Origin of the sequence: Hymenobacter convexus (assembly GCF_030580955.1) — a bacterium.
Taxonomy (GTDB): domain Bacteria; phylum Bacteroidota; class Bacteroidia; order Cytophagales; family Hymenobacteraceae; genus Hymenobacter.
On the sequence record NZ_JAUQON010000002.1, the window covers coordinates 241,110 to 262,569 of the forward strand.

The 21,460-nt window shown below is 61.0% G+C and carries 18 protein-coding genes; 17 read left to right on the forward strand and 1 reads right to left on the reverse strand.

Annotation, left to right across the window (positions count from 1 at the left end):
- Positions 1-60: 60 nt before the first annotated feature.
- Entirely contained in the window at positions 61-1,344 is a 1,284-nt protein-coding gene (locus tag Q4S41_RS04480) for an SUMF1/EgtB/PvdO family nonheme iron enzyme (RefSeq protein WP_305029913.1), read from the forward strand.
- A gap of 75 nt (positions 1,345-1,419) precedes the next feature.
- Here the strand turns inward: Q4S41_RS04480 and Q4S41_RS04485 are convergent, their stop codons facing one another.
- The gene (locus Q4S41_RS04485; protein ID WP_305029914.1) at positions 1,420-2,121 is read right to left on the reverse strand and encodes a ComF family protein; all 702 of its coding nucleotides are present in this window, start codon (positions 2,119-2,121) and stop codon (positions 1,420-1,422) included.
- Between the two features lie 229 nt (positions 2,122-2,350).
- Between Q4S41_RS04485 and Q4S41_RS04490 the strand changes: the two genes are divergently transcribed.
- The 16 genes from Q4S41_RS04490 (at position 2,351) to Q4S41_RS04565 (ending at position 21,320) form a co-directional block, all read left to right on the forward strand.
- Positions 2,351-2,764: a carboxymuconolactone decarboxylase family protein gene (locus tag Q4S41_RS04490; RefSeq protein WP_305029915.1), complete on the forward strand. Its 414-nt coding sequence runs from the start codon at positions 2,351-2,353 to the stop codon at positions 2,762-2,764.
- A complete protein-coding gene (locus Q4S41_RS04495; RefSeq protein WP_305029916.1) occupies positions 2,761-3,147 on the forward strand; it encodes a hypothetical protein in 387 nt (128 codons plus the stop codon). Before Q4S41_RS04490 ends, Q4S41_RS04495 begins: the two co-directional genes overlap by 4 nt.
- Before the next feature lie 267 nt (positions 3,148-3,414).
- Positions 3,415-4,428 carry an ABC transporter ATP-binding protein gene (locus tag Q4S41_RS04500; RefSeq protein ID WP_305029917.1) on the forward strand — a complete coding sequence of 338 codons (1,014 nt, stop codon included), beginning with the start codon at positions 3,415-3,417 and terminating at the stop codon, positions 4,426-4,428.
- On the forward strand, positions 4,421-5,782 hold the full coding sequence (locus Q4S41_RS04505) for an HlyD family secretion protein (RefSeq protein WP_305029918.1): 1,362 nt from the start codon (positions 4,421-4,423) through the stop codon (positions 5,780-5,782). The genes Q4S41_RS04500 and Q4S41_RS04505 overlap by 8 nt, the downstream gene beginning before the upstream one ends.
- Positions 5,783-6,007: 225 nt before the next feature.
- Positions 6,008-7,489 carry a TolC family protein gene (locus tag Q4S41_RS04510; protein WP_305029919.1) on the forward strand — a complete coding sequence of 494 codons (1,482 nt, stop codon included), beginning with the start codon at positions 6,008-6,010 and terminating at the stop codon, positions 7,487-7,489.
- A 102-nt stretch (positions 7,490-7,591) separates the two neighbouring features.
- Positions 7,592-8,362 carry an exodeoxyribonuclease III gene (locus tag Q4S41_RS04515; RefSeq protein ID WP_305029920.1) on the forward strand — a complete coding sequence of 257 codons (771 nt, stop codon included), beginning with the start codon at positions 7,592-7,594 and terminating at the stop codon, positions 8,360-8,362.
- Positions 8,363-8,498: 136 nt separating this feature from the next.
- Positions 8,499-12,059 carry a DUF4175 family protein gene (locus Q4S41_RS04520; RefSeq protein WP_305029921.1) on the forward strand — a complete coding sequence of 1,187 codons (3,561 nt, stop codon included), beginning with the start codon at positions 8,499-8,501 and terminating at the stop codon, positions 12,057-12,059.
- A gap of 167 nt (positions 12,060-12,226) precedes the next feature.
- On the forward strand, positions 12,227-12,673 hold the full coding sequence (locus Q4S41_RS04525; RefSeq protein ID WP_305013533.1) for an ATP-binding protein: 447 nt from the start codon (positions 12,227-12,229) through the stop codon (positions 12,671-12,673).
- 16 nt (positions 12,674-12,689) lie between these two features.
- Positions 12,690-13,187: an rRNA maturation RNase YbeY gene (gene ybeY / locus Q4S41_RS04530; protein ID WP_369811242.1), complete on the forward strand. Its 498-nt coding sequence runs from the start codon at positions 12,690-12,692 to the stop codon at positions 13,185-13,187.
- A 191-nt stretch (positions 13,188-13,378) separates the two neighbouring features.
- The gene (locus tag Q4S41_RS04535; RefSeq protein WP_305029922.1) at positions 13,379-14,110 is read left to right on the forward strand and encodes a GNAT family N-acetyltransferase; all 732 of its coding nucleotides are present in this window, start codon (positions 13,379-13,381) and stop codon (positions 14,108-14,110) included.
- Between the two features lie 192 nt (positions 14,111-14,302).
- Entirely contained in the window at positions 14,303-16,171 is a 1,869-nt protein-coding gene (mnmG, locus tag Q4S41_RS04540) for a tRNA uridine-5-carboxymethylaminomethyl(34) synthesis enzyme MnmG (RefSeq protein WP_305029923.1), read from the forward strand.
- A 224-nt stretch (positions 16,172-16,395) separates the two neighbouring features.
- Positions 16,396-17,304, forward strand: coding sequence for a class I SAM-dependent methyltransferase (locus tag Q4S41_RS04545; protein ID WP_305029924.1), 909 nt, complete (start codon positions 16,396-16,398; stop codon positions 17,302-17,304).
- Positions 17,304-17,597, forward strand: coding sequence for a hypothetical protein (locus tag Q4S41_RS04550; protein ID WP_305029925.1), 294 nt, complete (start codon positions 17,304-17,306; stop codon positions 17,595-17,597). Before Q4S41_RS04545 ends, Q4S41_RS04550 begins: the two co-directional genes overlap by 1 nt.
- Positions 17,581-19,215, forward strand: a complete 1,635-nt coding sequence (locus Q4S41_RS04555) for an Ig-like domain-containing protein (RefSeq protein WP_305029926.1) — start codon at positions 17,581-17,583, stop codon at positions 19,213-19,215. The genes Q4S41_RS04550 and Q4S41_RS04555 overlap by 17 nt, the downstream gene beginning before the upstream one ends.
- A 1,002-nt stretch (positions 19,216-20,217) precedes the next feature.
- Positions 20,218-20,712, forward strand: coding sequence for a DUF4385 domain-containing protein (locus Q4S41_RS04560; RefSeq protein WP_305029927.1), 495 nt, complete (start codon positions 20,218-20,220; stop codon positions 20,710-20,712).
- Positions 20,713-20,834: 122 nt separating this feature from the next.
- Complete coding sequence (locus Q4S41_RS04565) at positions 20,835-21,320, forward strand: hypothetical protein (protein WP_305029928.1); 486 nt, start codon at positions 20,835-20,837, stop codon at positions 21,318-21,320.
- Positions 21,321-21,460 lie beyond the last annotated feature (140 nt).

The following is a 21,460-nucleotide window of genomic DNA, read 5'->3' on the forward strand; positions in this document are numbered from 1 at the left end:
ATTATTGCGTCCTAATTGTCTTAGATAACCCCTCAGCCCCATACTCATTTTAACTTTGTTATGAAATTAACCAATTATCTACGCCTATCCGTGCTTGGCCTGGTAGTGCTGGCGAGCTGCGGGAAGAAAGGCCCGCCCACGGCCCAAAAGCCGGGCAAATATTCCTCTACGACCGGTATTGAATATAATACGGAGAAGGGCATGGCGGTTGCCAACTTCAAGAAAATCCCCGAAGGCCCGGGCCTGGTGTTCATCGAAGGCGGCCGGACCGTCCTCGGTTCGCAGGAAGAAGACGTGACCATGACGCACGACAACATCGAGCGTACGGTGACCATTGCCTCGTTCTACATGGACGAAGCCGAAGTGGCCAACATTCACTGGCTGGAATACCTACACTTCATTCGCACCGACTCGGCCGAAGAGTTTTACCGCTCGGCCCTGCCCGACACCACGGTGTGGGCCCGCGACCTGTCGTTCAACGACCCTTACGTAACTTATTACCTGCGCTATCCCGGTTTCCGCTACTTCCCCGTGGTGGGCGTGAGCTGGCTGCAGGCCGATGACTATTGCTCCTGGCGTACGGCCAAGGTGAACGAGCGTCTGGCAGCGGGCGGCGACGCCAAGCCCGGCATCGGTGGCCTGTTCGGCAAGAAAAAGAAGAAAGACGGTGCGGCCGGTGAAGGCGCTGCGGGTGCTGAAGGCACGGCCGGCACCGCTGGTGCCCTGGCGACCGGCAAGAATTCGACTTCTATCGAAAACGGCAACACACTGCCCAACTACCGCCTCCCCACCGAGGCCGAATGGGAATACGCCGCGCAAGCCCTCGTGGGCACCCAGGAAGTGGGCAACGAGAACCAGGAAGAGAAGCGCATTTACCCCTGGGATGGCAAATCGACCCGCAACGCCTACGGCAAGAAGCAGGGCCAGTTCCTGGCCAACTTCAAGCGCGGCCGCGGCGACTACGCCGGTATTGCCGGCAGCCTGAACGACGGCGCCATGATTACGGAGTACATCTACTCTTACCCGCCGAACGACTACGGCCTGTATAACATGGCCGGCAACGTGAACGAGTGGGTGCAGGACGTGTACCGCCCCCTGTCGTTCCAGGACGTGGAAGACCTGAACCCCTTCCGCCGCAACGGCGTGGGTGACCCCGCCGAGAAGTACGACAAGAAAGGCTACCAGTCGCTGATTGACGACCACGTGCGCGTATACAAAGGCGGTTCGTGGCGCGATGTGGCCTACTGGCTCTCGCCCGGCACCCGCCGCTTCATGGCCGAAGATTCTTCGACGGCAACTATCGGTTTCCGTTGCGCCATGATTAACGCCGGCTCGAACAAGTAAGCCTTCGCTTTGAATAACAAAAAGGCCGCTCCTGATGCAGGAGCGGCCTTTTTGTTTAATTTAGGTATTCTGATTTTATCTGTCCGCGCAGGCAATGGCGGCAATACTGACCTCGGCCGCGCCGGCCGCCAGCAGCACCGCGCCGCAGGCTTCGAGGGTGGCGCCGGTAGTGAGCACATCATCGACGACGAGGACGCGGCGGCCGAGGATGGCGGCCGGGTTTTCCACCTCGAACACGGTGGCCACGTTTTGCCACCGCTCGGCGCGGTTCTTTTTGGTTTGGGTGTTGGTGTTGGCGGTGCGGCGCAGGGCGGTAGGGCTGGCGGGCAGCTGCATGCCGGTGGCCAAGCCGGTGGCGAAGGCGGCGGCCTGGTTGTAGCCGCGCTTGGCGAGCTTCTTGGGGTGCAGGGGCACGGGGATGATGAGGTCGAAATCGGCGGCGAGGCCAGCGGCGTGCAGCTCGGCGCCGTAGAGCTGGCCGAGGGCGGTGCCCACATCGCGCTGGCCTTGGTACTTGAGCTCGTGGAGCAGGTGCTGCACACGGCCGTGGCGCACGAAGCGCAGGTAGCTCAGGGCGTGGCGCACGGGTAGCTTGCCCCAGAAGCGGCGGCCGAGCGGGTTCTGGTCGGGCGGGAGGCGGTGGTAGTCGGTGTAGGGCAGTTCGGCGCGGCAGCCGGTGCAGAGATGGTTTTCGCCCGTCATCAGCGGCTCCTGGCAGGCCAGGCACAGGCGCGGGTAGATGAGGCCCACGAAATCGTCCCACAGGGTGCGGAGCATGGCAGAAGGGGAGGGCGAGGTTTTGGGGAGTAATTTTGGGAGAGCAATGTAGCTAGTTTTGGCTAATGTGCTCAACCAGAACGGTTGTGCTGAACGACCAGCACGGTCATGCTGAGCGGAGCCGAAGCATCTCTACCGCTTCGTTGTTATTCTATTGCTTACTGCTGCGGTAGAGATGCTTCGACTCCGCTCAGCATGACCGTTCTATTTAATTTTCTGTAAATCCATTATGTCTCAAGTAACCGAATTCAACGAGTACCGCCAGCGGATGAACGCCACCATCATGGCGGCCGATAACAAGGTCATCAAGCGGTTTTTCAACCTCGATACCAACACCTACGCGGCCGGCGCGCTCGACGTGAAAACCAAGGAAATGCTGGGCCTGGCCTGCTCCATGGTGCTGCGCTGCGACGACTGCATTAAGTACCACGTGGGCAAGTGCTTCGAGGAAAAGCTCACCGACGAGGAGATTTACGAGGTGTTTGCCATTGCCAACATCATCGGCGGCAGCATCGTCATTCCGCATTTCCGCCGCGCGGTGGAATACTGGGAAATCCTGAAATCGGAAGCCGGCAGCGGCGCCCACGACGGCGCGGCCCTGGCCGCCCACAAGGCCGAACATGACGGCCAGCCCCACGCATGAGCGACGACCTGAACCACCCCGCGCCCGCCGCGCCGCACGAGGACGAAGCCGACTTCGACGCCCGCTGGGAAACGCTGATGCTGGAAATGGAGGCTCGCTTCGGCAAGCGCCCCGACCTTAATGCCCTGCTGCTGCTCATCGGCATTCAGGAGCTCAACCAGGGCCTGACTACTTTCACCAAGGAGCAGAAGCAGGACCTGATGCACATTGCCACCTGCCGGCTTTTCAGCCTCAGTGGGCACTATGAGAAGACGCACGTGGACGAGGACGGCTGGCCGCACTACAAGCTGCTACGGCCCGTACCATTTGCCAATCTGAAAGAGCAGGAGCGCATGCTGAAATGGCACGTGCTGGAGTATTTCAACATCGATTACATGGAGTAGCCGGAGTGCCGAAGTGGCCGCCCGCTACGCTTCGTACCGCCTTCGCTGCCAGCCCCAAAGGCCGCCTCGCACCATGTGTGGGGCGGCCTTTTTTATAGCTTCTGAGCCGATAAGCAGGAAATTAAAATCGGATTAATGCCTCATTAAAAGGGCGTTAATTCGTCTTCACCTTGGTAACAAAGCGAGGGAAACGGGCATTTAAGTCCTGAATTTTGCCGTGCAATTCCTGCGCGGCTACCTGTTCAGTTTCTTTTTTACCGTTTATCAATGGCTTCATACGCTAGTACTTTGCCGCCGCCCACGCCCTGGCAACGACTGACGCGCATGCTCGACACCGAGCGCAAAACGATTCGTCACATCATCTGGTACGCCGTGGTGGCGGGCGTCGTCAGCCTGTCGCTGCCGCTGGGCACGCAGGCGGTTTTCAACCTGGTTTCGACCGGGGCCGTGTTCGGCTCTACCTACCTGCTCATTGCCGTGGTGGTGGGCGGCGTGCTGCTGGCCAGCATCTTGCTCATCGGGCAGCTCACGATGGTGGAGGCCATCGAGCAGCGCATTTTTGCCAAGGCCGCCATTGAGTTTGCCTACCGCCTGCCGCGCATCAAGCCCGAGGCACTGGAAGGTCAGAACCCGCGCGAGTTGGTGAACCGCTTTTTCGACGTCCTCACGGTGCAGAAAGGCCTTACCAAGCTGCTGATTGACCTGGTATTTGCGGGCATGCAAATCCTGTTTGGGGTGCTGGTGCTGGCGTTTTATCATCCCATTTTCATTGCCTTAGGCTTGTTCACCATCATTGCCCTTGTGCTCATTTACGCCGTGAATTACCAGCGGGCGCTGCGCACGAGCATTGCCGAATCGGCCTACAAGTACGAGCTGGTGGACTGGCTGGAGCAGGTGGCCGAGCGCCTGCCCGACATGCGCGCCGACCATACCCAGAGCGACGACGCCCTGACCCGGGCCGACGAGCTGACGGCCAACTACCTGCACGCCCGCAACGCCCACTTTCAGGTGCTAAAGACCTTCTACGGCTACGGCACGGCCTTGCGCACCCTGCTCACGGCCAGCCTGTTGATTGCGGGCACGCTGTTCGTGGTGTCGCGCCAGATGACGCTGGGCCAGTTTGTGGCCGCCGAGGTGCTCATCGTGCAAATCAGTGCTTCGATTGAGAAGCTGATGACGGGCGTGAGCACGATTTTCGATATTCTGACCGGGGTGGAAAAAATGGCCGCCGTTACCGACCTGCCCCTCGACCCTCACCACGCCGCCATCAGTCATGCTTAACCTCTCGAACCAACACGTCGCCGAGGGGGTCTGGGAAAAAGTACCCCGCAAGTCGCGCCCCGAGCTGCTGCGCATCCGGGGCAGCCAGCGGCTGGGTCGCATCCTGCTGGTGGTGGGCGTACTGTTTTTGATTGCGCTGTTTTTGCCTTGGCGGCAGACCATTGCCGGCGCGGGCACGCTCACGGCCCTCACCCCGCAGGACCGCCCCCAGACGGTGCAGAACCAGATTGCGGGCCGCATCGAGCACTGGAACGTGCGCGAGGGCCAACTGGTGCGCAAGGGCGATACGCTCCTGACCATCTCCGAAATCAAGGACGAATACTTCGACCCCAACCTGCCCGAGCGCCTGCGCGAGCAGCTGGCCGCCAAGGAGGCTACCGTGGATGCCTACGGTGCCAAAATTGCCGCCACCGACCAGCAGATTGCCGCCCTGCGCACCACCCTGGAAGTGCAGTTGGAATCGGCCCGCAACAAGGTGGAGCAAGCCGCCAACTACCTCAACATCGACCGCGCCGACCTGGTGGCGGCCCAGAACTTCTACGAAACCACCCGCGCCCGGCTGGCCCGCTACGAGGAAGGCTACAAAAACGGCCTGTTCTCGCTCACCGACATCGAAACCCGCCGCCTCAAGCTGCAGGAAGATTTGGCCAAGGTGACGTCGGCCCGCAACAAGGTGGCCAGCAGCGAGCAGGCCCTAGCCAACGCCCGCATCGAGCTGAGCAACCTGCGCGCCAAGTACGCCCAGGACCTGGCCAAGGCCAATTCCGACCGTAGCACGGCCGTGTCGAGCCGCGCCAGCTCGAAAGGGGAGGTGGCCGCCACGCGCAATAAAATCAGCAACGTGGAGGTGCGCCGCGGCCTCTACGTAGTGCGCGCGCCCCAGACGGGCTACGTGGTGCGGGCCCTCAAAGCCGGCATCGGCGAGACCATCAAGGAGGGCGAATCCATTGCCACGCTGCAACCCGAGGCGCCCTTGCTGGCCGCCGAAATCTACGTGCGGGCCATGGACGTGCCCCTCATTCAGCGCGGGCGGCAGGTGCGGCTGCAGTTCGATGGCTGGCCGGCCATCCAGTTTTCGGGCTGGCCGTCGGCGGCGGTGGGCACGTTCGGCGGCTTCGTGTCGGTGATTGACGTGGTGAGCAGCAGCGGCGGCAAGTACCGCCTGCTGGTGCGCCCCGCCCAGCCCCAGACCGGCGACAAGCCCTGGCCCAAGCAGCTCCGCTTGGGCTCTGGCGTGCAGGGCTGGGTCATTCTGGATTCGGTGCCGGTGTGGTACGAAATCTGGCGGCAGCTTAACGGCTTCCCACCCACCCTGCAAGCCGAACCGGATGACGCGCCGGTGAAGGGGAAATAAAGCGCTGGCGTGCGCCTCACCCCGGCCACTTTCCAGTGGAGAAGGGCCGGGAGTGAAGATTCCGAAAAGAGCAGGACCGGTGTCCCCTCTCCCTGAGGAGAGGGGGTCAGGGGGTGAGGCGCCACGCCCGCGCCGCATGCTAAATTAACAAGAACGACTATCCACAAGATGTCACCTATCAATATCTTAATTATCAAGCGTTTTTCTAACCGATGGCTGCTTTGGATGCTATTCGCGGCCTTCGCTCGCCCGGCCTTGGCCCAGGACCCCAACCTGCCCGCCCGCCGCTCCGGCCTCGAACGCGCCCCGCTGCAAACCACGCAGCTCGACATCATCCGGCCCGGCGACACGGCCAAAGTGTTTTCGCTGCAAAACCTGGCCGATTTGGTGTTTGCCAACCACCCCATCGTGAAGCAGGCGGCCCTGCTGTCGGACGAAGCCCGCAGCCAGGTGCTACAGGCCCGCGGCGGCTTCGACCCCAAGCTGGCCGCCGATTTTAACCGCAAGCAGTTTGGCGGCACCGACTACTACAACGTGTGGGAAAACGAGCTGAAAATCCCCATCTGGCTGGGTGGCATCGACCTCAAAGCCCTTTACGACCGCAACGTGGGCACCTACGTGAATCCCGAGCACCGCACGCCCGTGAACGGCCTGGCCGGCGTGGGCATTTCCGTGCCCATCGGGGCGGGGCTGCTGATTGATGCTCGCCGTAGCACCCTGCGCCAAGCCAAAGCCCTGCAAAACGCCGCCGAGGCCGACCGCGTGAAGCAAATCAACGAAGTATGGCTGCAGGCCGCCAAGGACTACTGGAACTGGTACTACGCCTTCCAGCAGGCCGCCCTCATCCAGGAAGGCGTGGCGCTGGCTGACCGCCGCTTCCAGGGCGCCGCCCGCCGCGCCCAGTTGGGCGACCAGGCCCCCATCGACTCGGTGGAGGCCCAAATCACGGTGCAGGACCGCCAGGTGCAGGCCGAGCAGCTGCGCGTGGACCTGCAAAACGCCCGCCTCATGCTCTCCAACCACCTCTGGACCAAAGACGGCCAACCCACCGAGCTGCCCACCTACGCCGCCCCGCAAGCCCCCGCCCGCGACAGCGTGAGCCGCGAGGAACTGCGCCGCCTCGTTGATTTCGCGGGCACCCAGCACCCCACGCTGCGCAAGCTCGAAGCCAAGCTCCAGCAGCTGAGTATTGAGGAGCGGTACCGCCGCGAGATGCTCAAGCCCAAAGTCAACGTGAGTGGCGCGCTCATCAGCCAGGGCAATTTTTACCGCTCCGAAGTGCCGACTTACTATAATTTCGGGATGGACAACTACAAGGTGGGCGTCGATTTTGCCTTCCCGCTATTTCTACGGGCTGAGCGGGGCAAGCTGCAATACGCCCGCGTTCAGGTGCAGGAAACCACCCTGGAGCGCCAGCAAAGCCAGCGCACCATCGTGACGCAGGTGAATGCCGTGTACAACTCCCTGCAGGCCTACGAGCGCCAGCTGGCCCTGCAGGCCCAAACCATTGCCAACCAGCGGCGCCTACTGCAAGCCGAGCTGCAAAAATTCGAGCTGGGCGAAAGCACCATCTTTCTCATCAACGCCCGCGAAACCAAGCTCATCGACCTGCGCATCAAGCAGGAAAGCCTGCGCGCCAGCTACGAGAAGTCGCGTGCCGAGCTATACTACTACGCCGGCACGCAGGCCGTGGCAGTGACGCGCTAGGGGAGACGCAGAGGTTAAAAAACGAAAACGGGTAAGCAAGAACGTCATGCTTCGGCTGCGCTCAGCATGACGTTCTGCTTTTCATCCGGTTAATTTCGCAGCATGAAAATCGTTTCTTACAACGTCAACGGCCTGCGCTCGGCCATAAGCAAGGGCCTGCTGGACTGGGTGGCCGAAGCCGCACCCGACGTGCTCTGCCTGCAGGAAATCAAAGCCAGCCGTGAGGCCATGGACGTGTCGGGTTTCGAGAAGCTGGGCTACCAGGCCTACCTGCACCCCGCCCAGAAGCCGGGCTACAGCGGCGTAGCCACCTTCACGAAGGTGACGCCGAAGGCCGTCATCCACGGCTGCGGCCAGAGCTGCTACGATGATGAAGGCCGCGTGCTACGGCTCGATTTTGAGGACGTGTCGGTGCTGAACACTTACATGCCCTCGGGCACGAGCGGACCGGAGCGGCAGGCCTTCAAGATTGAGTGGCTGCATTTTTTCCGGGATTACGTGGCCCAGCTGCGAGCCGATGGCAAAACCCCGCCGCTACTCATCGGCGGCGACTTCAACTGCTGCCAGACGGCCATCGACCTGCACAACCCCAAGGCCAACCAGAACAGCCCCGGCTACACGCCCGAGGAGCGGCAGTGGTTCCAAGATTTCCTGAGTGACGGGCTGGTGGATACCTTCCGCCATCACCACGGCGAGGCCACGGGCCATTACTCCTGGTGGAGCTACCGCGCCGGCTCGCGCGGCCGCAACGTGGGCTGGCGCCTCGACCACTGGCTGGCCGATGCGGCCCTGCAACCCCGCCTGACCGGCGCAGGTCTATTGCCCGACGTTGTGCATTCGGACCACTGCCCGGCCTGGGTGGAAGTAATGTAACGCGGACTTTTAGTCCGCGAGTAAGTCGCCTTACAAGGAACTTCGGCTCGCGGACTAAGAGTCCGCGCTACATCATCCGAACCAAGCGCCGCGTCCTGATGTATCTTTCCCGACTAAGACCTGATTTATGGCGGTGATGATAGAGCAAGGCGCTGCGGCGGCCGAGTACCCCGCATTGGCGCGGGTGCGGACGGAGCTGGAGGCCTTCAAACGTAAATTTTACCTCAACCTGCTGGTGCGGGGTGGGCTGGTAGCCGGTGGGATACTGCTGAGCTTTTTCGTGGTATTCAATGGCCTCGAATACTTCCTGTACCTGCCTACGGTGGTGCGGGCAGGGTTGCTGTTCGGCTTCATCGGCCTCACCATCTACAGCTTCATTCGCTGGATTTGGACGCCGCTGGCCGCCCTCACCAACCTGCGCCGGCTGCTAAGCGACGAGCAGGCCGCCCGCCGGGTAGGGGAGCTGTTTCCCGAAGTGCAGGACCGCCTGCTGAACGCCCTGCAGCTGCAAGGTCAGGCCCGTGACAACGCCCTCATCGCCGCCAGCCTAGAGCAGCGCGCCGCCCAAATGGGTGACATTTCCTTCGCCAAAGGCATCGACATTCAGCAGCAGAGCAAGCCGCTGTGGAAGTACGCGGCCATTCCGGCGGCCGTGCTGCTGCTGTTGCTGGCCTTTTATCCCAGCTTTCTGGTGCAGGGCACGGAGCGCATCTGGCACTACAAGCGGGCGTATTCGCCGCCGGCACCGTTTCAGTTTCTGATTAAAAACCCCAAGCTGACAGCTTTCAAAGGCGAAGATTTCACACTGGATGTGGGCGTAGCAGGCAACGCCTTGCCGGCCGATGTGAGCATTGCCTTCGACGAAGGCGAGCGCAAGCTGAGCAAGGTGGCAGGCCGGGGCGACCAGTTCCGATACACCTTCGAGCAGCCGCAGGGCGACGTGACCTTCCAGTTGAAGGGCGCTGGTTTTGCCTCGCCCGAATACCAGCTCACGGTGCTGGAGCGGCCTAATCTGCGCGATTTCAAGGTCAACGTCACCTATCCCGCCTACACGGGCAAGCCGGCCGAAACTATCGAAAACGGTGGTAACCTGACGGTGCCCGAAGGCAGCACGGTGCGCTGGGAATTCGCCACGGCCGCCACTGATGAGCTGTCGCTGGTATTTCAGAACCCGGATGAGACCCTGGCCGCCACCGGCGACGACGGCACCTTCACCGCCACGAGGCGCGTCATGCGTTCGCAGCCCTACCTGCTACGCCTGAAAAACCCGGCCAGCCTCAACCGCGACCCCATTTCCTACCAGCTCACGGCCGTGCCCGACTTGGCCCCCACGCTCACGCTGGAAGCCTTTGCTGATACCGTGACGCGGCGCTATCTGGCGCTGGGCGGCACCGTGCGCGACGACTATGGTTTGACGCGCTTGTCGCTGCACTACGCTCTGCGCCGCGCCGGTCAGGGGCCGAATGCCACACCTGCCCGCCAGGGCAGCACCGCGCTGGGCCTGCCCCGCGAAAGCTCCGGCACCTACGCCTACACCTGGAACCTGAACCCGCTGAACCTGCAGCCTGGCGACCGCCTCGAATACTACGTGGAGGCCTGGGACAACGACGGCGTGCACGGCCCCAAGGCCACCCGCACCCGCCCGGCCGAGTTCCGCCTGCCCAGCCGGCGTGAGCTGAAACAGGAGCTGCAGGCTCAGGCCCAATCCGTGGCCAGCCAGATGAGCCAAGCCGCCAAGCAGAGCGAGAAGCTGGAACGCGAGCTGGCCAAAACCCAGGACAAGCTCAAAACCAAGCGCGACCTAAGCTTCCAGGACCGCAAGCAGCTGGAAAACATGCTGGACCAGAAAAACCAAATGAACCAGCAGATGGAGCAGATGCAGAAGATGTTCGAGCAGCTGCAGCAGAAGCAGGACCAGGCCAACCCTAAAAGCGAGGAGCTGGCCAAGAAAGCCGAGGAGCTGAAAAAGCTGATGGCCGACCTGCTCGACCCTGAAACCAAGAAGCTCTACGACAAACTGAAAAAGCTGCTGGAAGAGCAGAAACAGCCCGACGCCGAGATGCAAAAGCTACTCCAGCAACTCGAAAACAAGGAAGACACCCTGCAAAAGGAGCTTGACCGCGCCCTCGAAATGTTCAAGCAGATGCAGCTGGAACAGAAGGCCGAGGAAACCGCCAATAAGCTGGAGGAACTGGCCAAAGATGAGGAAAAGCTGGCCGAAAAAACTGCCCAAAACGATAAGGAGAACCCCGACAACAAGCTCTCGAACCAAGAGCAAAAGGCCAAGCAGGAGCAGCTGAAGCAGGAGCAGGCCGAAAACCAGAAGGAGTTCGAAGACCTGAAAAAGGACTTGCAGGACCTGAAGCAGATGGACAAGGAGCTCGACAACCAAAACGGCATGGACGAGCAGAAGCCCGAGCAGGAGCAGACCGACCAAGACATGCAGGAAAGCCAGCAGCAGCTCGGCAAAAACCAAAACTCTAAGGCCTCGGCCAAGCAGAAAAGCGCCGCCCAGCGCATGAAAAAGATGGCGCAGAAAATGCGCGACCAGATGAGCGAGGAAGAAAGCGACCAAGCCCAGCAGAACATCGACGACCTGCGCGACATCCTCGAAAACCTACTGACGCTCAGCTTCGACCAGGAAAACCTGATGAAGGATTTCCGCAAGGTCGACCAGTCCGACCCACGCTTCGTGCAACTGGGGCAGACCCAGCGCAAGCTGCGCGACGACGCCAAAATCATCCAGGATTCGCTGTATGCGCTGGCCAAGAAGGAGCCCAAAATCCAGAGCTTCGTGACGCGCGAAGTGGGCGAGATGAACGGCCGCATGGACGAGTCGCTCACCCACATCCAACAGCGCGACTTGGGCCGCGCCACCGCCACCGAGCAGCAGGCCATGACCAGCATGAACAACCTGGCCCTGATGCTGCAGGGCTCCTTGCAACAAATGCAGCAGGAGCAGCAGGCCGGCAAAGGCAACCCCCAGCCGGGCGACGGCAAGCCCGGCAAGGGCAAGAAAAAAGGCAAAGGCCAGGGCCAAGGGCAGGGCAGCAAGCCGGGCCCCGGCAGCATGGGCAAGATGCAGCAGCAGCTCAACGAACAGATTCAGAAGCTTTCGCAGAGCGGCAAGCAGGGCCGGGCCATGAGCGAAGAACTGGCCAAGCTGGCCGCCCAGCAGCAGATGCTACGCCAGGCCATGCAGCAGCTCGACAAGCTGCAACAGGGCCAGGGCAAGCCCGGCGGCGCCCAGCAGGGCCAAGGGGGCCAGGGCGGGCAAGGTCAGCCCGGTCAAAGCCAGAGCAAGAACGGAAAGGACGGCAAAGAAGGCGGCGACCCCACCGGCCAGAACGGCAAAGGCAAGGGCGACCAGGGCGGGGGCGGCACCGGCGAGCTCAAGAAAATGATGGAGCAAACCGAAACTGACCTCGTGAACAAGCGCCTCACCGAAGAAACCATCCTGCGCCAGCAGCAAATCCTTACCCGCCTGCTGGAAGTAGAAAAATCGGCCCGCGAGCGTGACCAGGACACCAAGCGCGAGGCCCAGGCGGCTCAGTATAAACCCCCGGTTTTTCCGCCGGCTTTCGATAAATACAAGGGTACCAAGGAACGCCAGACCGAATTACTACGTAGTACCCCCCCGAACCTAACTCCGTATTACCAGCGCGAGGTGGGTGAGTATTTCCAAAAAATCAAGTAACTGCGCCGTCCAATCCATCCAAAACGGCCGCTGTCTCGTTAACTGTTTAGCAATCTGCCGAAACCCGGTGGTGGCGCCCGGCATAAATTCTTGTGGCGCTTTGCCATTTAAACGACTATTTTTGCCGCCCGCTTAACTTGCCGCCGCTCTTCCTAGTAAACCGCCTTATGAAGCAGGTAAAAATTCAGATTCCGTCGCTCGTCGAAAACATCCGCGTGGTCGAAAGTTTCATCGATAACTCGAAGGATACCTTTCAGATTGAGGACGATATCTACGGCAACATCATGGTGGCCGTGACCGAAGCGGTGAACAACGCCATTCGCCACGGCAACAAGTTCGACAAGGACAAGAACGTCTATCTGTCGCTCTACGTGGAGCCCCAGCAGCTCAAATTCGAAATCGAAGACGAGGGCACGGGCTTTAATTATGACAACCTCGACGACCCCACGGCGCCCGAAAACCTGGAAAATCCCGGTGGCCGCGGCATCTTCCTTATCCGCCACCTGGCCGATGAGGTGGAGTTCAGTAAAGAAGGCCGCCGCGTGCTGCTGACGTTCCAGCTGGCCCCCGCGCCCGCCGACGAACCCTCGACCGCCGACCAAATTGCCGCCTAAAGCTGCCTGACGCCGCATGATGAGCACCCCGCCGGTGGGCCCGCCCCACCACGAAAGTTTCCCCCCCGGCGAGCTCCACCACGAAGCCCCCGGCATCGAATTCATGGTGGAGGACGTGCCCGAGTTCGAGCTGTCCGACGCCGAGGAGCTAATTGGCTGGATTGAGCGCGTAGCGCGGGTGCACGAGCACCGCATCGTGCAGCTCACCTACATCTTTTGCTCCGATGACTACCTGCACCGGCTTAACGTGGAGTACCTCGACCACGACACGCTGACCGACGTCATCACCTTCGATAATTCGGACGACGCCGACATTCTCGAAGGCGACATCTTCATCAGCGTGGAGCGGGTGCGCGAAAATGCCCAGGACCTCGGCATCACCTTCCGTGACGAGTTGCACCGCGTCATGATTCACGGCGTGCTGCACCTCCTCGGCTACCACGACAAAGACCTGCTGAGCCAAACGGCCATGCGCAAAAAAGAAGACGACTGCCTGTCGCTGCGCACTTTTTAGCCCGGCTGTTGTTTGATGATTGAACCACCCGACGCCCGCCTCTAGCGGGCGTTTGGCATATAGGGCTGTAGAGACGCGACACTTCGCGTCTCTTCGTTGTTTCATCTGCGCCGGTTTATTTCGTTCACGCGCCGAGACGCGAAGTGTCGCGTCTCTACATCGTTCTGTCGTCTCCTAGACAACATTTTTCCATGTCTGCTTCCCCTTCCGGCCTGCCCATCATTCGGGGCGATGCCCTGGATTTCTACCTCGCCCAGGGCTACTACCGCATGCAGCAGGAGCTGTTCACCTGCCACTTCGTGCCCTTCGGCAAGCACCTCTACACCGCCCACTGGCTGCGGCTGGACTTGAGTCGCGTGGAGTGGGGCCCGGAGCAGCGCCGGCTGCTGCGCCGCAACGCCCGGTTCGCGGCCACCGTCCGCCAGTTCCGCCTCACCGAGGAATACGAGGAGCTTTACGCCCGCTACCACGCCTCTATCACCTTCGATGCCGCCCCCACCATTGAGGCCGTGCTGCTCGGCGGCGAAGCCCACAATGCCTTCAACACCCAGGTCATCGAACTGCGAGACGGCGACCGCCTGATTGCCGCCGGCATCTTCGACCGCGGCGAGCGCACCCTGGCCGGCATCCTCAATTTCTACGACCCCGAATACCGCCAGTTCAGCCTCGGCAAGTGCCTGCTGCTGCTGAAAACCGACCACGCCCGCCGCCTAGGCCTCGATTACTATTACCCCGGCTACCTGGTGCACGGCTACCCCAAATTCGACTACAAGCTGTTTGCCTGCGCGGCGGCCACCGAGGTTTTTGATAACGTGCGGGGCTACTGGCTGCCGTTTTCCTGGGAGGTTGTCAACGCCCATTCGGCCGAATTGCTGGACGAATGGCTGCCCGAAGACCTGCGCGGCATGGTCGACAAAGTGTAAACAGTTCTGTTTAATCTGAATTTTTAAACCCGCAAGCCGTTTCACGTGAAACTGGCTGCGGGTTTTTGATTTCGTATTTTTGCACCCGATACGGCTGGAACGCTCTGCAGCGCCTTCAGCGTTGAACTGTTTCTATTTCCGCTCATTAAGGCGGCCCCTTATCCTGAATGCACCTTGGCGGGTGCTCCAATTATGTTTCAGCAAGAAGAATACGACGTCATTGTAGTGGGCGCGGGCCACGCCGGCTGCGAAGCCGCCGCCGCCGCCGCCAACCTCGGCTCGAAAGTGCTGCTGGTGACGATGAACATGAACACCATCGCCCAGATGTCGTGCAACCCAGCCATGGGCGGCGTGGCCAAGGGCCAGATTGTGCGCGAAATTGACGCGCTGGGTGGCCAGTCGGGCCTCATCACCGACCAGACCATGATTCAGTTTCGGATGCTGAATCGCTCGAAAGGCCCCGCCATGTGGAGCCCGCGTGCCCAAAGCGACCGCATGCGCTTCGCCGAAGCCTGGCGCCTGACCCTGGAAGGCATCGCCAACGTGGACTTCTGGCAGGAAGCCGTGACCGGCATCGTGGTAGAAAACGACACGGCGGTGGGCGTGAAAACGGCCCTAGGCATCGAGTTCCGGGGCAAGTCAGTGGTGCTGACGAATGGCACGTTCCTGAATGGTCTCATCCACATCGGCGAGAAGAATTTCGGCGGTGGCCGGGCGGCCGAAAAGGGCAGCCGGGGCATCACCGAGCAGTTGGTGGAGCTGGGCTTCGAGGCCGGGCGCATGAAAACCGGCACCCCGCCCCGCGTGGACGGCCGCAGCCTCGACTACTCGAAAATGGAAGCGCAGGGCGGCGACGAGGTGCCCAGCAAATTCTCCTACCTCGACACGCCGCGCCTCACCCAGCAACGTCCCTGCTACATCACCTACACCAACGAGCGGGTACACGACATCCTGCGCGAGGGCTTCGAGAAGTCGCCCATGTTCCAGGGCCGCATTAAGGGCCTGGGGCCGCGCTACTGCCCGAGCGTGGAGGACAAAATCAACCGCTTTGCCGACAAGGACCGCCACCAGATTTTTGTAGAACCGGAAGGTTGGAGCACCGTGGAATGCTACATCAACGGCTTCAGTAGCTCGCTGCCGGAGGATGTGCAGTACCGCGCCCTGCGCGAAATTGCGGGCTTTGAGAACGCCAAGATGTTCCGCCCCGGTTACGCCATCGAGTACGACTTCTTCCCGCCGACCCAGCTTGCGCTCACCCTCGAAACCAAGCTGATTGCGGGGCTGTATTTCGCGGGCCAGATTAACGGCACTACGGGCTACGAGGAAGCCGCCTGCCAGGGCCTGATGGCCGGTATCAACGCGCACAACAAGGTGCACGGCAAGGCGCCTTTCATTCTCAAAAGGAGTGAAGCCTATATCGGCGTGCTCATCGACGACCTGGTGAACAAAGGCACGGACGAGCCCTACCGTATGTTCACGAGTCGCGCCGAGCACCGCATTCTGCTGCGCCAGGATAACGCCGACCTGCGCCTCACGCCGCTGGGCCACGAGCTGGGCCTGGCTTCAGACGAGCGGCTGGAGCGCGTGCGGATGAAGGAAGCCCAGACCGCCGAAATCGGCACGCTGTTCCAGAAATTCGCCATTGAGCCGGCTGAAATCAACCCGCTCATGGTGGAGTTGGGCTCGGCCGAAATCCATGAGAAAACCCGCGCCGTGAACCTGCTGCGCCGCCCCAACGTGGAGCTAGTCGACCTGCGCCGCGCCCTGCCCGCGCTAAATGAAGCCTTGGCCGCTTACGACGCTGAGGCGTTGGAGCAGGCCATTATCAATATCAAGTACGAAACCTACCTGCAGAAGGAGCAGCAGCAGGCCGAGCGCATGCAGGAGCTGGAAAACTTCGTGATTCAGGGCCGGCTCGACTACCGCGCCATGCCGGCCCTCAGCCACGAGGCCCGCGAAAAGCTCCTCAAGATTCAGCCCGAAACCATTGGGCAGGCTTCGCGCATCAGCGGCATCTCGCCGGCCGATGTGTCGGTGCTCATGGTGTATCTGGGACGCTAGGTTGGCTTTCCGAACATCATGCTGAGCGCAGCCGAAGCATCTCTACCGCAACAGTAAATGAATTACGTTGCGCGGTAGAGATGCTTCGGCTGCGCTCAGCTTGACGTTCTTTTTTGCGCTGAAAACAGTCCGTTCCGTTCCCGCCAAAATCTTGCGAACTTTGCCGGGCTACCCCATACGCTGCGCCGCGCTTGTGCCGGCCGGCTTTGCCTTTAGAAGTATCCGTGTCCTACGAACGTTTAGATAATTGCCCGGTTTGCGGCAAAACCGAATTCCGTAACAAACTGGTGGTGGAAGACCGCACGGTAAGCCACGAAAGTTTCGCTATTGTGCAGTGCGCAGGCTGCGGCTTCCAGTTCACCAACCCGCGGCCGAACGAGGCCGAAATCGGCAAATACTACGAGTCGGATGCCTACGTGTCGCACAACAGTGCCGCCCAGGGCTTCGTGAACCAGGCTTACCGGGTGGCGCGGTTTTTCACCATGCGCCGCAAGGTGAGCTTGCTGAACAAGCTGGCCCCGCGCCGGGGCAAGATGCTGGATTACGGCTGCGGCACGGGGCATTTCCTGGCTGCCGCCAAGGCCGCACGCTGGCAGGTGGCCGGCCTGGAACCCAACGCCCGCGCCCGCGAGGAAGCCAGCCAGCGCCTCGGCCAGCCCATCGGGCAGGAGAGCTTGGCGCAGTTTCAGCCCGGCACTTTTGATGCGATTACGCTCTGGCACGTGCTGGAGCACATCCATACCCTGAATGAGACGCTGGCTCAGCTGGTGGCTTTGCTGAAGCCTGACGGCGTGCTGCTCATTGCCGTGCCCAACGTGGAAAGCCTCGACGCCCAGCACTACCGCGAGCTGTGGGCGGCCTATGACGTGCCGCGCCACCTCTACCACTTCGCGCCCAAAACCATGGCCCAGCTGCTCAAGAAGCACAAGCTGACCATCCGCCAGACGCTGCCCATGCCGCTCGATGCTTACTACGTGAGCATGCTCAGCGAGAAGCACAAGGCCGAGCGCGCCGGCGGCCTGCTCACGGTGCTCAAGGCCGGCTACAAGTCGAATGTGTACGCCGAGGAACACGAGGGCCAGTATTCGAGCTTGCTCTACGTGGCCGGGCGGCGCACCCCGGCCGGCGCCTGATGCATCGGGCGGCGCGCCGGTGGGGGAGGGGCGTGGCGCTGGCCGCGTGCCTGCTGCCGGCCGCCCACGCCCAAACGGTGCCCGCGCCGCCACCCGCGCCCATCGCTTCGCCGCGGCCCGACTCGGTAAAAACTCCGGCGCCGACCTTTGTGGCCGATACCGCCCGCACGGTTACCGTCGTTACCACCGAGCCGAGCGATGCCGTCACGCGCCGCCTGGCCTGGCGCATCGGGGCGGCCATTGTTGTTCTCACGCTTTCCACGCTGCTTCTCTATAATGTCCGTTCGCGTTGAACTGCTGGCTTTGCTGGCGCTGGTTGCCTTGCTTGAAAGCTGCGCCGCCGTGGCCCCGCCCCTGGGCGGCCCGCGCGACCGAATTGCGCCGCGCCGCATTGCCAGCTCGCCCGACAGCGCGGCCCGCAACGTGAAGCAGCAGTTCGTGCGCCTGGAGTTTTCGGAGCCCGTCATCACCAAAGAGCTGAGCAAAAACCTGCTCATCACGCCCCAGCTGGCCGAAGACAACCCCTACAAGCTGCGCGAAGACCGCAACTCCGTGACGCTGCTTTTCGACAAGCCGCTGGACCCGAACACCACCTACAGCTTCAATTTCCGCGAGGGCATCGTGGACATCACTGAAGGCCTGCCGGCCAAAAACGCGGTGGTCAACTTCAGCACCGGCGCCGTTCTCGATTCGGGCCGCGTGACGGGCACCGTCACCGACCTGCTCACCGCCAAGCCCGTGGGCGATGCCAGCATCGGCCTCTACCGCACCATCGACACGGCCGGCGTGCGCCGTGGCCGGCCCTACTACACCGCCCTCACCGACAAGGAAGGCAGATTCAGCCTGGGCTTTTTGAAGGACGGCACTTACAAAATTTACGCCATCGGCGATAAGAACAACAACGGCCGCTACGACGACGGCGAGAAAATTGCCTACCTGCCCGCGCCCATCACCATTGCTGGCCGCACCGGCCAGCCCGTGGCCCTGGTGCTCACCCAGCCCGACCGCCGCCCGCCGCTGCTCACCACCCGCACGCCCAGCCCTACGCAGCTACGCCTGGGGTTCAACGAAGCCCTGCGCACCGCCACGCTGACTTCGCTGGGCGCTGGCCCCAGGCCCGAGGCCTTGGCCGAAGCCACTCAGCTCACCGACCGGGGCCGCACCCTGGTGCTCTTCAAAACGCCGGACGTGGGCGATGGCCGCTACCTCCTCAACATGGCCGACAGCACCGGCAACGTGGGCCACGACACCCTGCAAGTGAAGTTCCCGGTGCCGCCCGCCACGGCCAAAAAAGTAGCCCTGACTGCTCTATACAACGTGGAAGGAAGCCCGCGCAAAGTGTATCCCGAGGGCCAGGTGCGCTTCCAGTTTCTGGTGCCGGTGCGCGTGGCCAGCGACAAGCCGTTCGGCACGCTCATCGAAGATTCGACCAAGCGCCGCCCCCTCCGCCTACCCGCCGACGGCACTCTCAACGCCGACCGCACCGAGCTGACCGTGCGCTTCAACAGCAAGGCCAAAACCCGGCTCGAAATCGTGCTCGACAGCACGGCCATCACCGCCGTCACGGGCCAGAACCTCCGTTTGCGGCCCCTGCGCCTGGGCATCAGCGAGCAGGATGTGTCGACCAGCCTGTCGGGCACCATCACCACAAAGGAGAAGAATTTCGAGCTGCAGCTCCTCGATTCCAAGCTGCAAGTGGTGGCCAGCCTGGCCTCGCCCAAAGGCAAATACCTTTTTTCCGACATCGCGCCCGGCACCTACCGCCTGCGCGTGCTGATTGATGCCGACGGCGACGGCCGCTGGCGCGGCGGCGACCCCAACCTGCTGCTCCCGCCCGAGCCCGTGTACCTCGACCCCAAGCTCCAGCAGGTACGGGCCGGGTTTGATATCGAGGAGCCGCTTTCGTTCTAGCTGCGCCTTTAACTATTTTTTCGAGCCCCGGCCGGGCGGTACCTCTTTGGTTGAGGGCCGCTTGGCCGGGGCTCTGGCGTTGTACCCGTTTCGTGGCAGTTTGCTGATTGGGGCTTGTGCTGGGATTATGCCCGTTTCGAAGTGCTTTTTAAGACTAGGCGAACAGATGTAGAGACGCGACACTTCGCGTCTCGGCGTTGCACTATGCACTGAAGGCACGATTCTGAAGACGCGAAGTGTCGCGTCTCTACATCCCTTCCGTGATATTGCGCCCAAGGCTTTCCCTATCGAATCCACACCTGCCGACAGGCTTTCGTGGATAGCCAAAGCTTGATTCCAGTTACTGAGGGCATTTTTAGGCAATAATCCACCGGTTTTCCACGGGCTTTTCCACAGCGTTTTGGGCTTGTGGGAAATTTCGGGGATAACCTGGGGGAAACATGGGGAGAAGCGGGGGATAAGTGGGGCACAAGTTTTTTTGGTGCTTTCAGCGCCCGCACAGGGCATTTTCCCCGTGGATAACCGTGGATAACTTCCCCAGCCCAGCAGCCCTTCCCACACCACCGTTTTTGGTGGGGATAGCAAAATGTGGAAACCCGGTGGAGATGTTGAAAATTAATCCAACCATCAGTTAATGAGTACTTTATTTTCCACAATGCCGGTGGATATTGCGTGGATAAGGCTCGTGTTTCCCCCATGTTATCCACGCTGGGGATAACCTTCAAGGCTTATCCACTTATCAACGGACCTAATGAGTGGAAACAAAAAGAGTTTTTTAGAAAAAAATTTAATTAAAAAGTAAGATTGGGGAAAAACGCGAGTCAAGCGTTTTTTGGCTCAGGGGCTTTTTCCATTTCAAGTGTTCGTTCCAGCTTGAGGGCTGAGCTTCTAAAAAGCCTGCTTCAAAAAAAAGCTGCCCCGCCGCCGGACTTTAAAAAAGGCGGCTCACGGTTTTTGCGCGAATCCGTATGGGTTATGCACAACGCCCCAACACTTGTCCCCATGCCGTTCGATTACACCCTCGATTTCCATACCGTCGACTTCCGTCAGCACCCCGAACTCTATCGCGTGGGCCGGGGCGAGCAGGGCGTGCTGCTGGTGCAGCCCTACAAGGGCGAAATTTTGCCGCACTGGCGCTTCAAAGACGCTGCCGCGGCTCGGGAGTCGTCGGAGACGATTTACGGCCTGTTTGAAGCTTATTTAAAGGCCCACGATTTTGTGGGAGCCGACATGGCCCGCAAATTCATCCAGATGGGTTTCACCCGGGCCCGGCGCTACGCCAACCACAAAGGCGGCAAGAAATACGATGGCCCCGTGCCCGACGACAAAAAAGGCCAGAGCGGCGCTCACGGCCGCGCCGAGTTGCCCCGCACCACTCACCCCGATGTGGACAAGGTGGAAGCCGCCGCCATATTCAAGCGCAAGTGGGACGAGGCCAAGGCCAACCCGGAATACATCCGACAAAAAGAAGCTTTTGTGGAAAAGTATGGCAAGTAGCCGATTAGTTGTTCGTTGCTAGTTGGCCATTGTCAGAACTTCAAATACCCTGACAACGGCCAACTAGCAACGAACAACTAATCGGCTGCCTACCTTTGCTTACTACCCTTCACCCCAACCGCATGAGCACCACGCAACCCTCCAGCATCGAGGAAAACGAAATTATACTGGGCACCGGCATGGGCCCCCTACGCTTCGGCGCCACCATGGACGAAGTGCGCACCCTGGTGGGCGAGCCCGAGGAAATCGAGGAGTCGGACGACGACGACGATTTCGAGCACCAGGCCTGGAACTACCACGAGGAAGACTACCTGCTGTCGCTCTACTTCGACCGCGAAGACGACTTCCGCCTGAGCTGCATCGAAACCGACAACCCCAGCATGCGCCTCTTCGGCGAAGCCATTTTCGGCCAGAGCCTGGAGCAGGTGAAGGCCCTGATGGCTCGCCACAACCAGCCCACCCCCGAAGTGGAAACCATGGACGAAGGCGCCGTGCGCCTGTCCTACGAAAAGTCGATGATTGACCTGTACTTTGAAGAAGGCGAGCTGCAGTTTGTCAATTTCGGCGTCTTCATCAACGACGATATGGAGGTACAGTGGCCCAAGTAGTAGCGTACTTATCCACATTTATCCGGTTTTTTACTGTGGATAAGTGGACAAGTCACTAAAAACACTAGGGTTATCCCCCAAACTTGGCCTTTTTGTAGCAAGCCCCGGCTTTGCTAAAATGCCGAGCACGAAAAAGGCTG

Excerpts from the sequence above, each read along its gene's own strand:
- Q4S41_RS04480 (WP_305029913.1), top strand. The coding sequence starts at position 61 with ATGAAATTAACCAATTATCTACGCCTATCCGTGCTTGGCCTGGTAGTG.
- Q4S41_RS04510 (WP_305029919.1), top strand. The coding sequence starts at position 6,008 with ATGCTATTCGCGGCCTTCGCTCGCCCGGCCTTGGCCCAGGACCCCAAC.
- Q4S41_RS04505 (WP_305029918.1), top strand. The coding sequence starts at position 4,421 with ATGCTTAACCTCTCGAACCAACACGTCGCCGAGGGGGTCTGGGAAAAA.
- ybeY (WP_369811242.1), top strand. The coding sequence starts at position 12,690 with ATGATGAGCACCCCGCCGGTGGGCCCGCCCCACCACGAAAGTTTCCCC.
- Q4S41_RS04535 (WP_305029922.1), top strand. The coding sequence starts at position 13,379 with ATGTCTGCTTCCCCTTCCGGCCTGCCCATCATTCGGGGCGATGCCCTG.
- Q4S41_RS04550 (WP_305029925.1), top strand. The coding sequence starts at position 17,304 with ATGCATCGGGCGGCGCGCCGGTGGGGGAGGGGCGTGGCGCTGGCCGCG.
- Q4S41_RS04560 (WP_305029927.1), top strand. The coding sequence starts at position 20,218 with ATGCCGTTCGATTACACCCTCGATTTCCATACCGTCGACTTCCGTCAG.
- Q4S41_RS04490 (WP_305029915.1), top strand. The coding sequence starts at position 2,351 with ATGTCTCAAGTAACCGAATTCAACGAGTACCGCCAGCGGATGAACGCC.
- Q4S41_RS04500 (WP_305029917.1), top strand. The coding sequence starts at position 3,415 with ATGGCTTCATACGCTAGTACTTTGCCGCCGCCCACGCCCTGGCAACGA.
- Q4S41_RS04520 (WP_305029921.1), top strand. The coding sequence starts at position 8,499 with ATGATAGAGCAAGGCGCTGCGGCGGCCGAGTACCCCGCATTGGCGCGG.
- Q4S41_RS04485 (WP_305029914.1), bottom strand. The coding sequence starts at position 2,121 with ATGCTCCGCACCCTGTGGGACGATTTCGTGGGCCTCATCTACCCGCGC.
- Q4S41_RS04495 (WP_305029916.1), top strand. The coding sequence starts at position 2,761 with ATGAGCGACGACCTGAACCACCCCGCGCCCGCCGCGCCGCACGAGGAC.
- Q4S41_RS04525 (WP_305013533.1), top strand. The coding sequence starts at position 12,227 with ATGAAGCAGGTAAAAATTCAGATTCCGTCGCTCGTCGAAAACATCCGC.
- mnmG (WP_305029923.1), top strand. The coding sequence starts at position 14,303 with ATGTTTCAGCAAGAAGAATACGACGTCATTGTAGTGGGCGCGGGCCAC.
- Q4S41_RS04515 (WP_305029920.1), top strand. The coding sequence starts at position 7,592 with ATGAAAATCGTTTCTTACAACGTCAACGGCCTGCGCTCGGCCATAAGC.
- Q4S41_RS04565 (WP_305029928.1), top strand. The coding sequence starts at position 20,835 with ATGAGCACCACGCAACCCTCCAGCATCGAGGAAAACGAAATTATACTG.
- Q4S41_RS04555 (WP_305029926.1), top strand. The coding sequence starts at position 17,581 with ATGTCCGTTCGCGTTGAACTGCTGGCTTTGCTGGCGCTGGTTGCCTTG.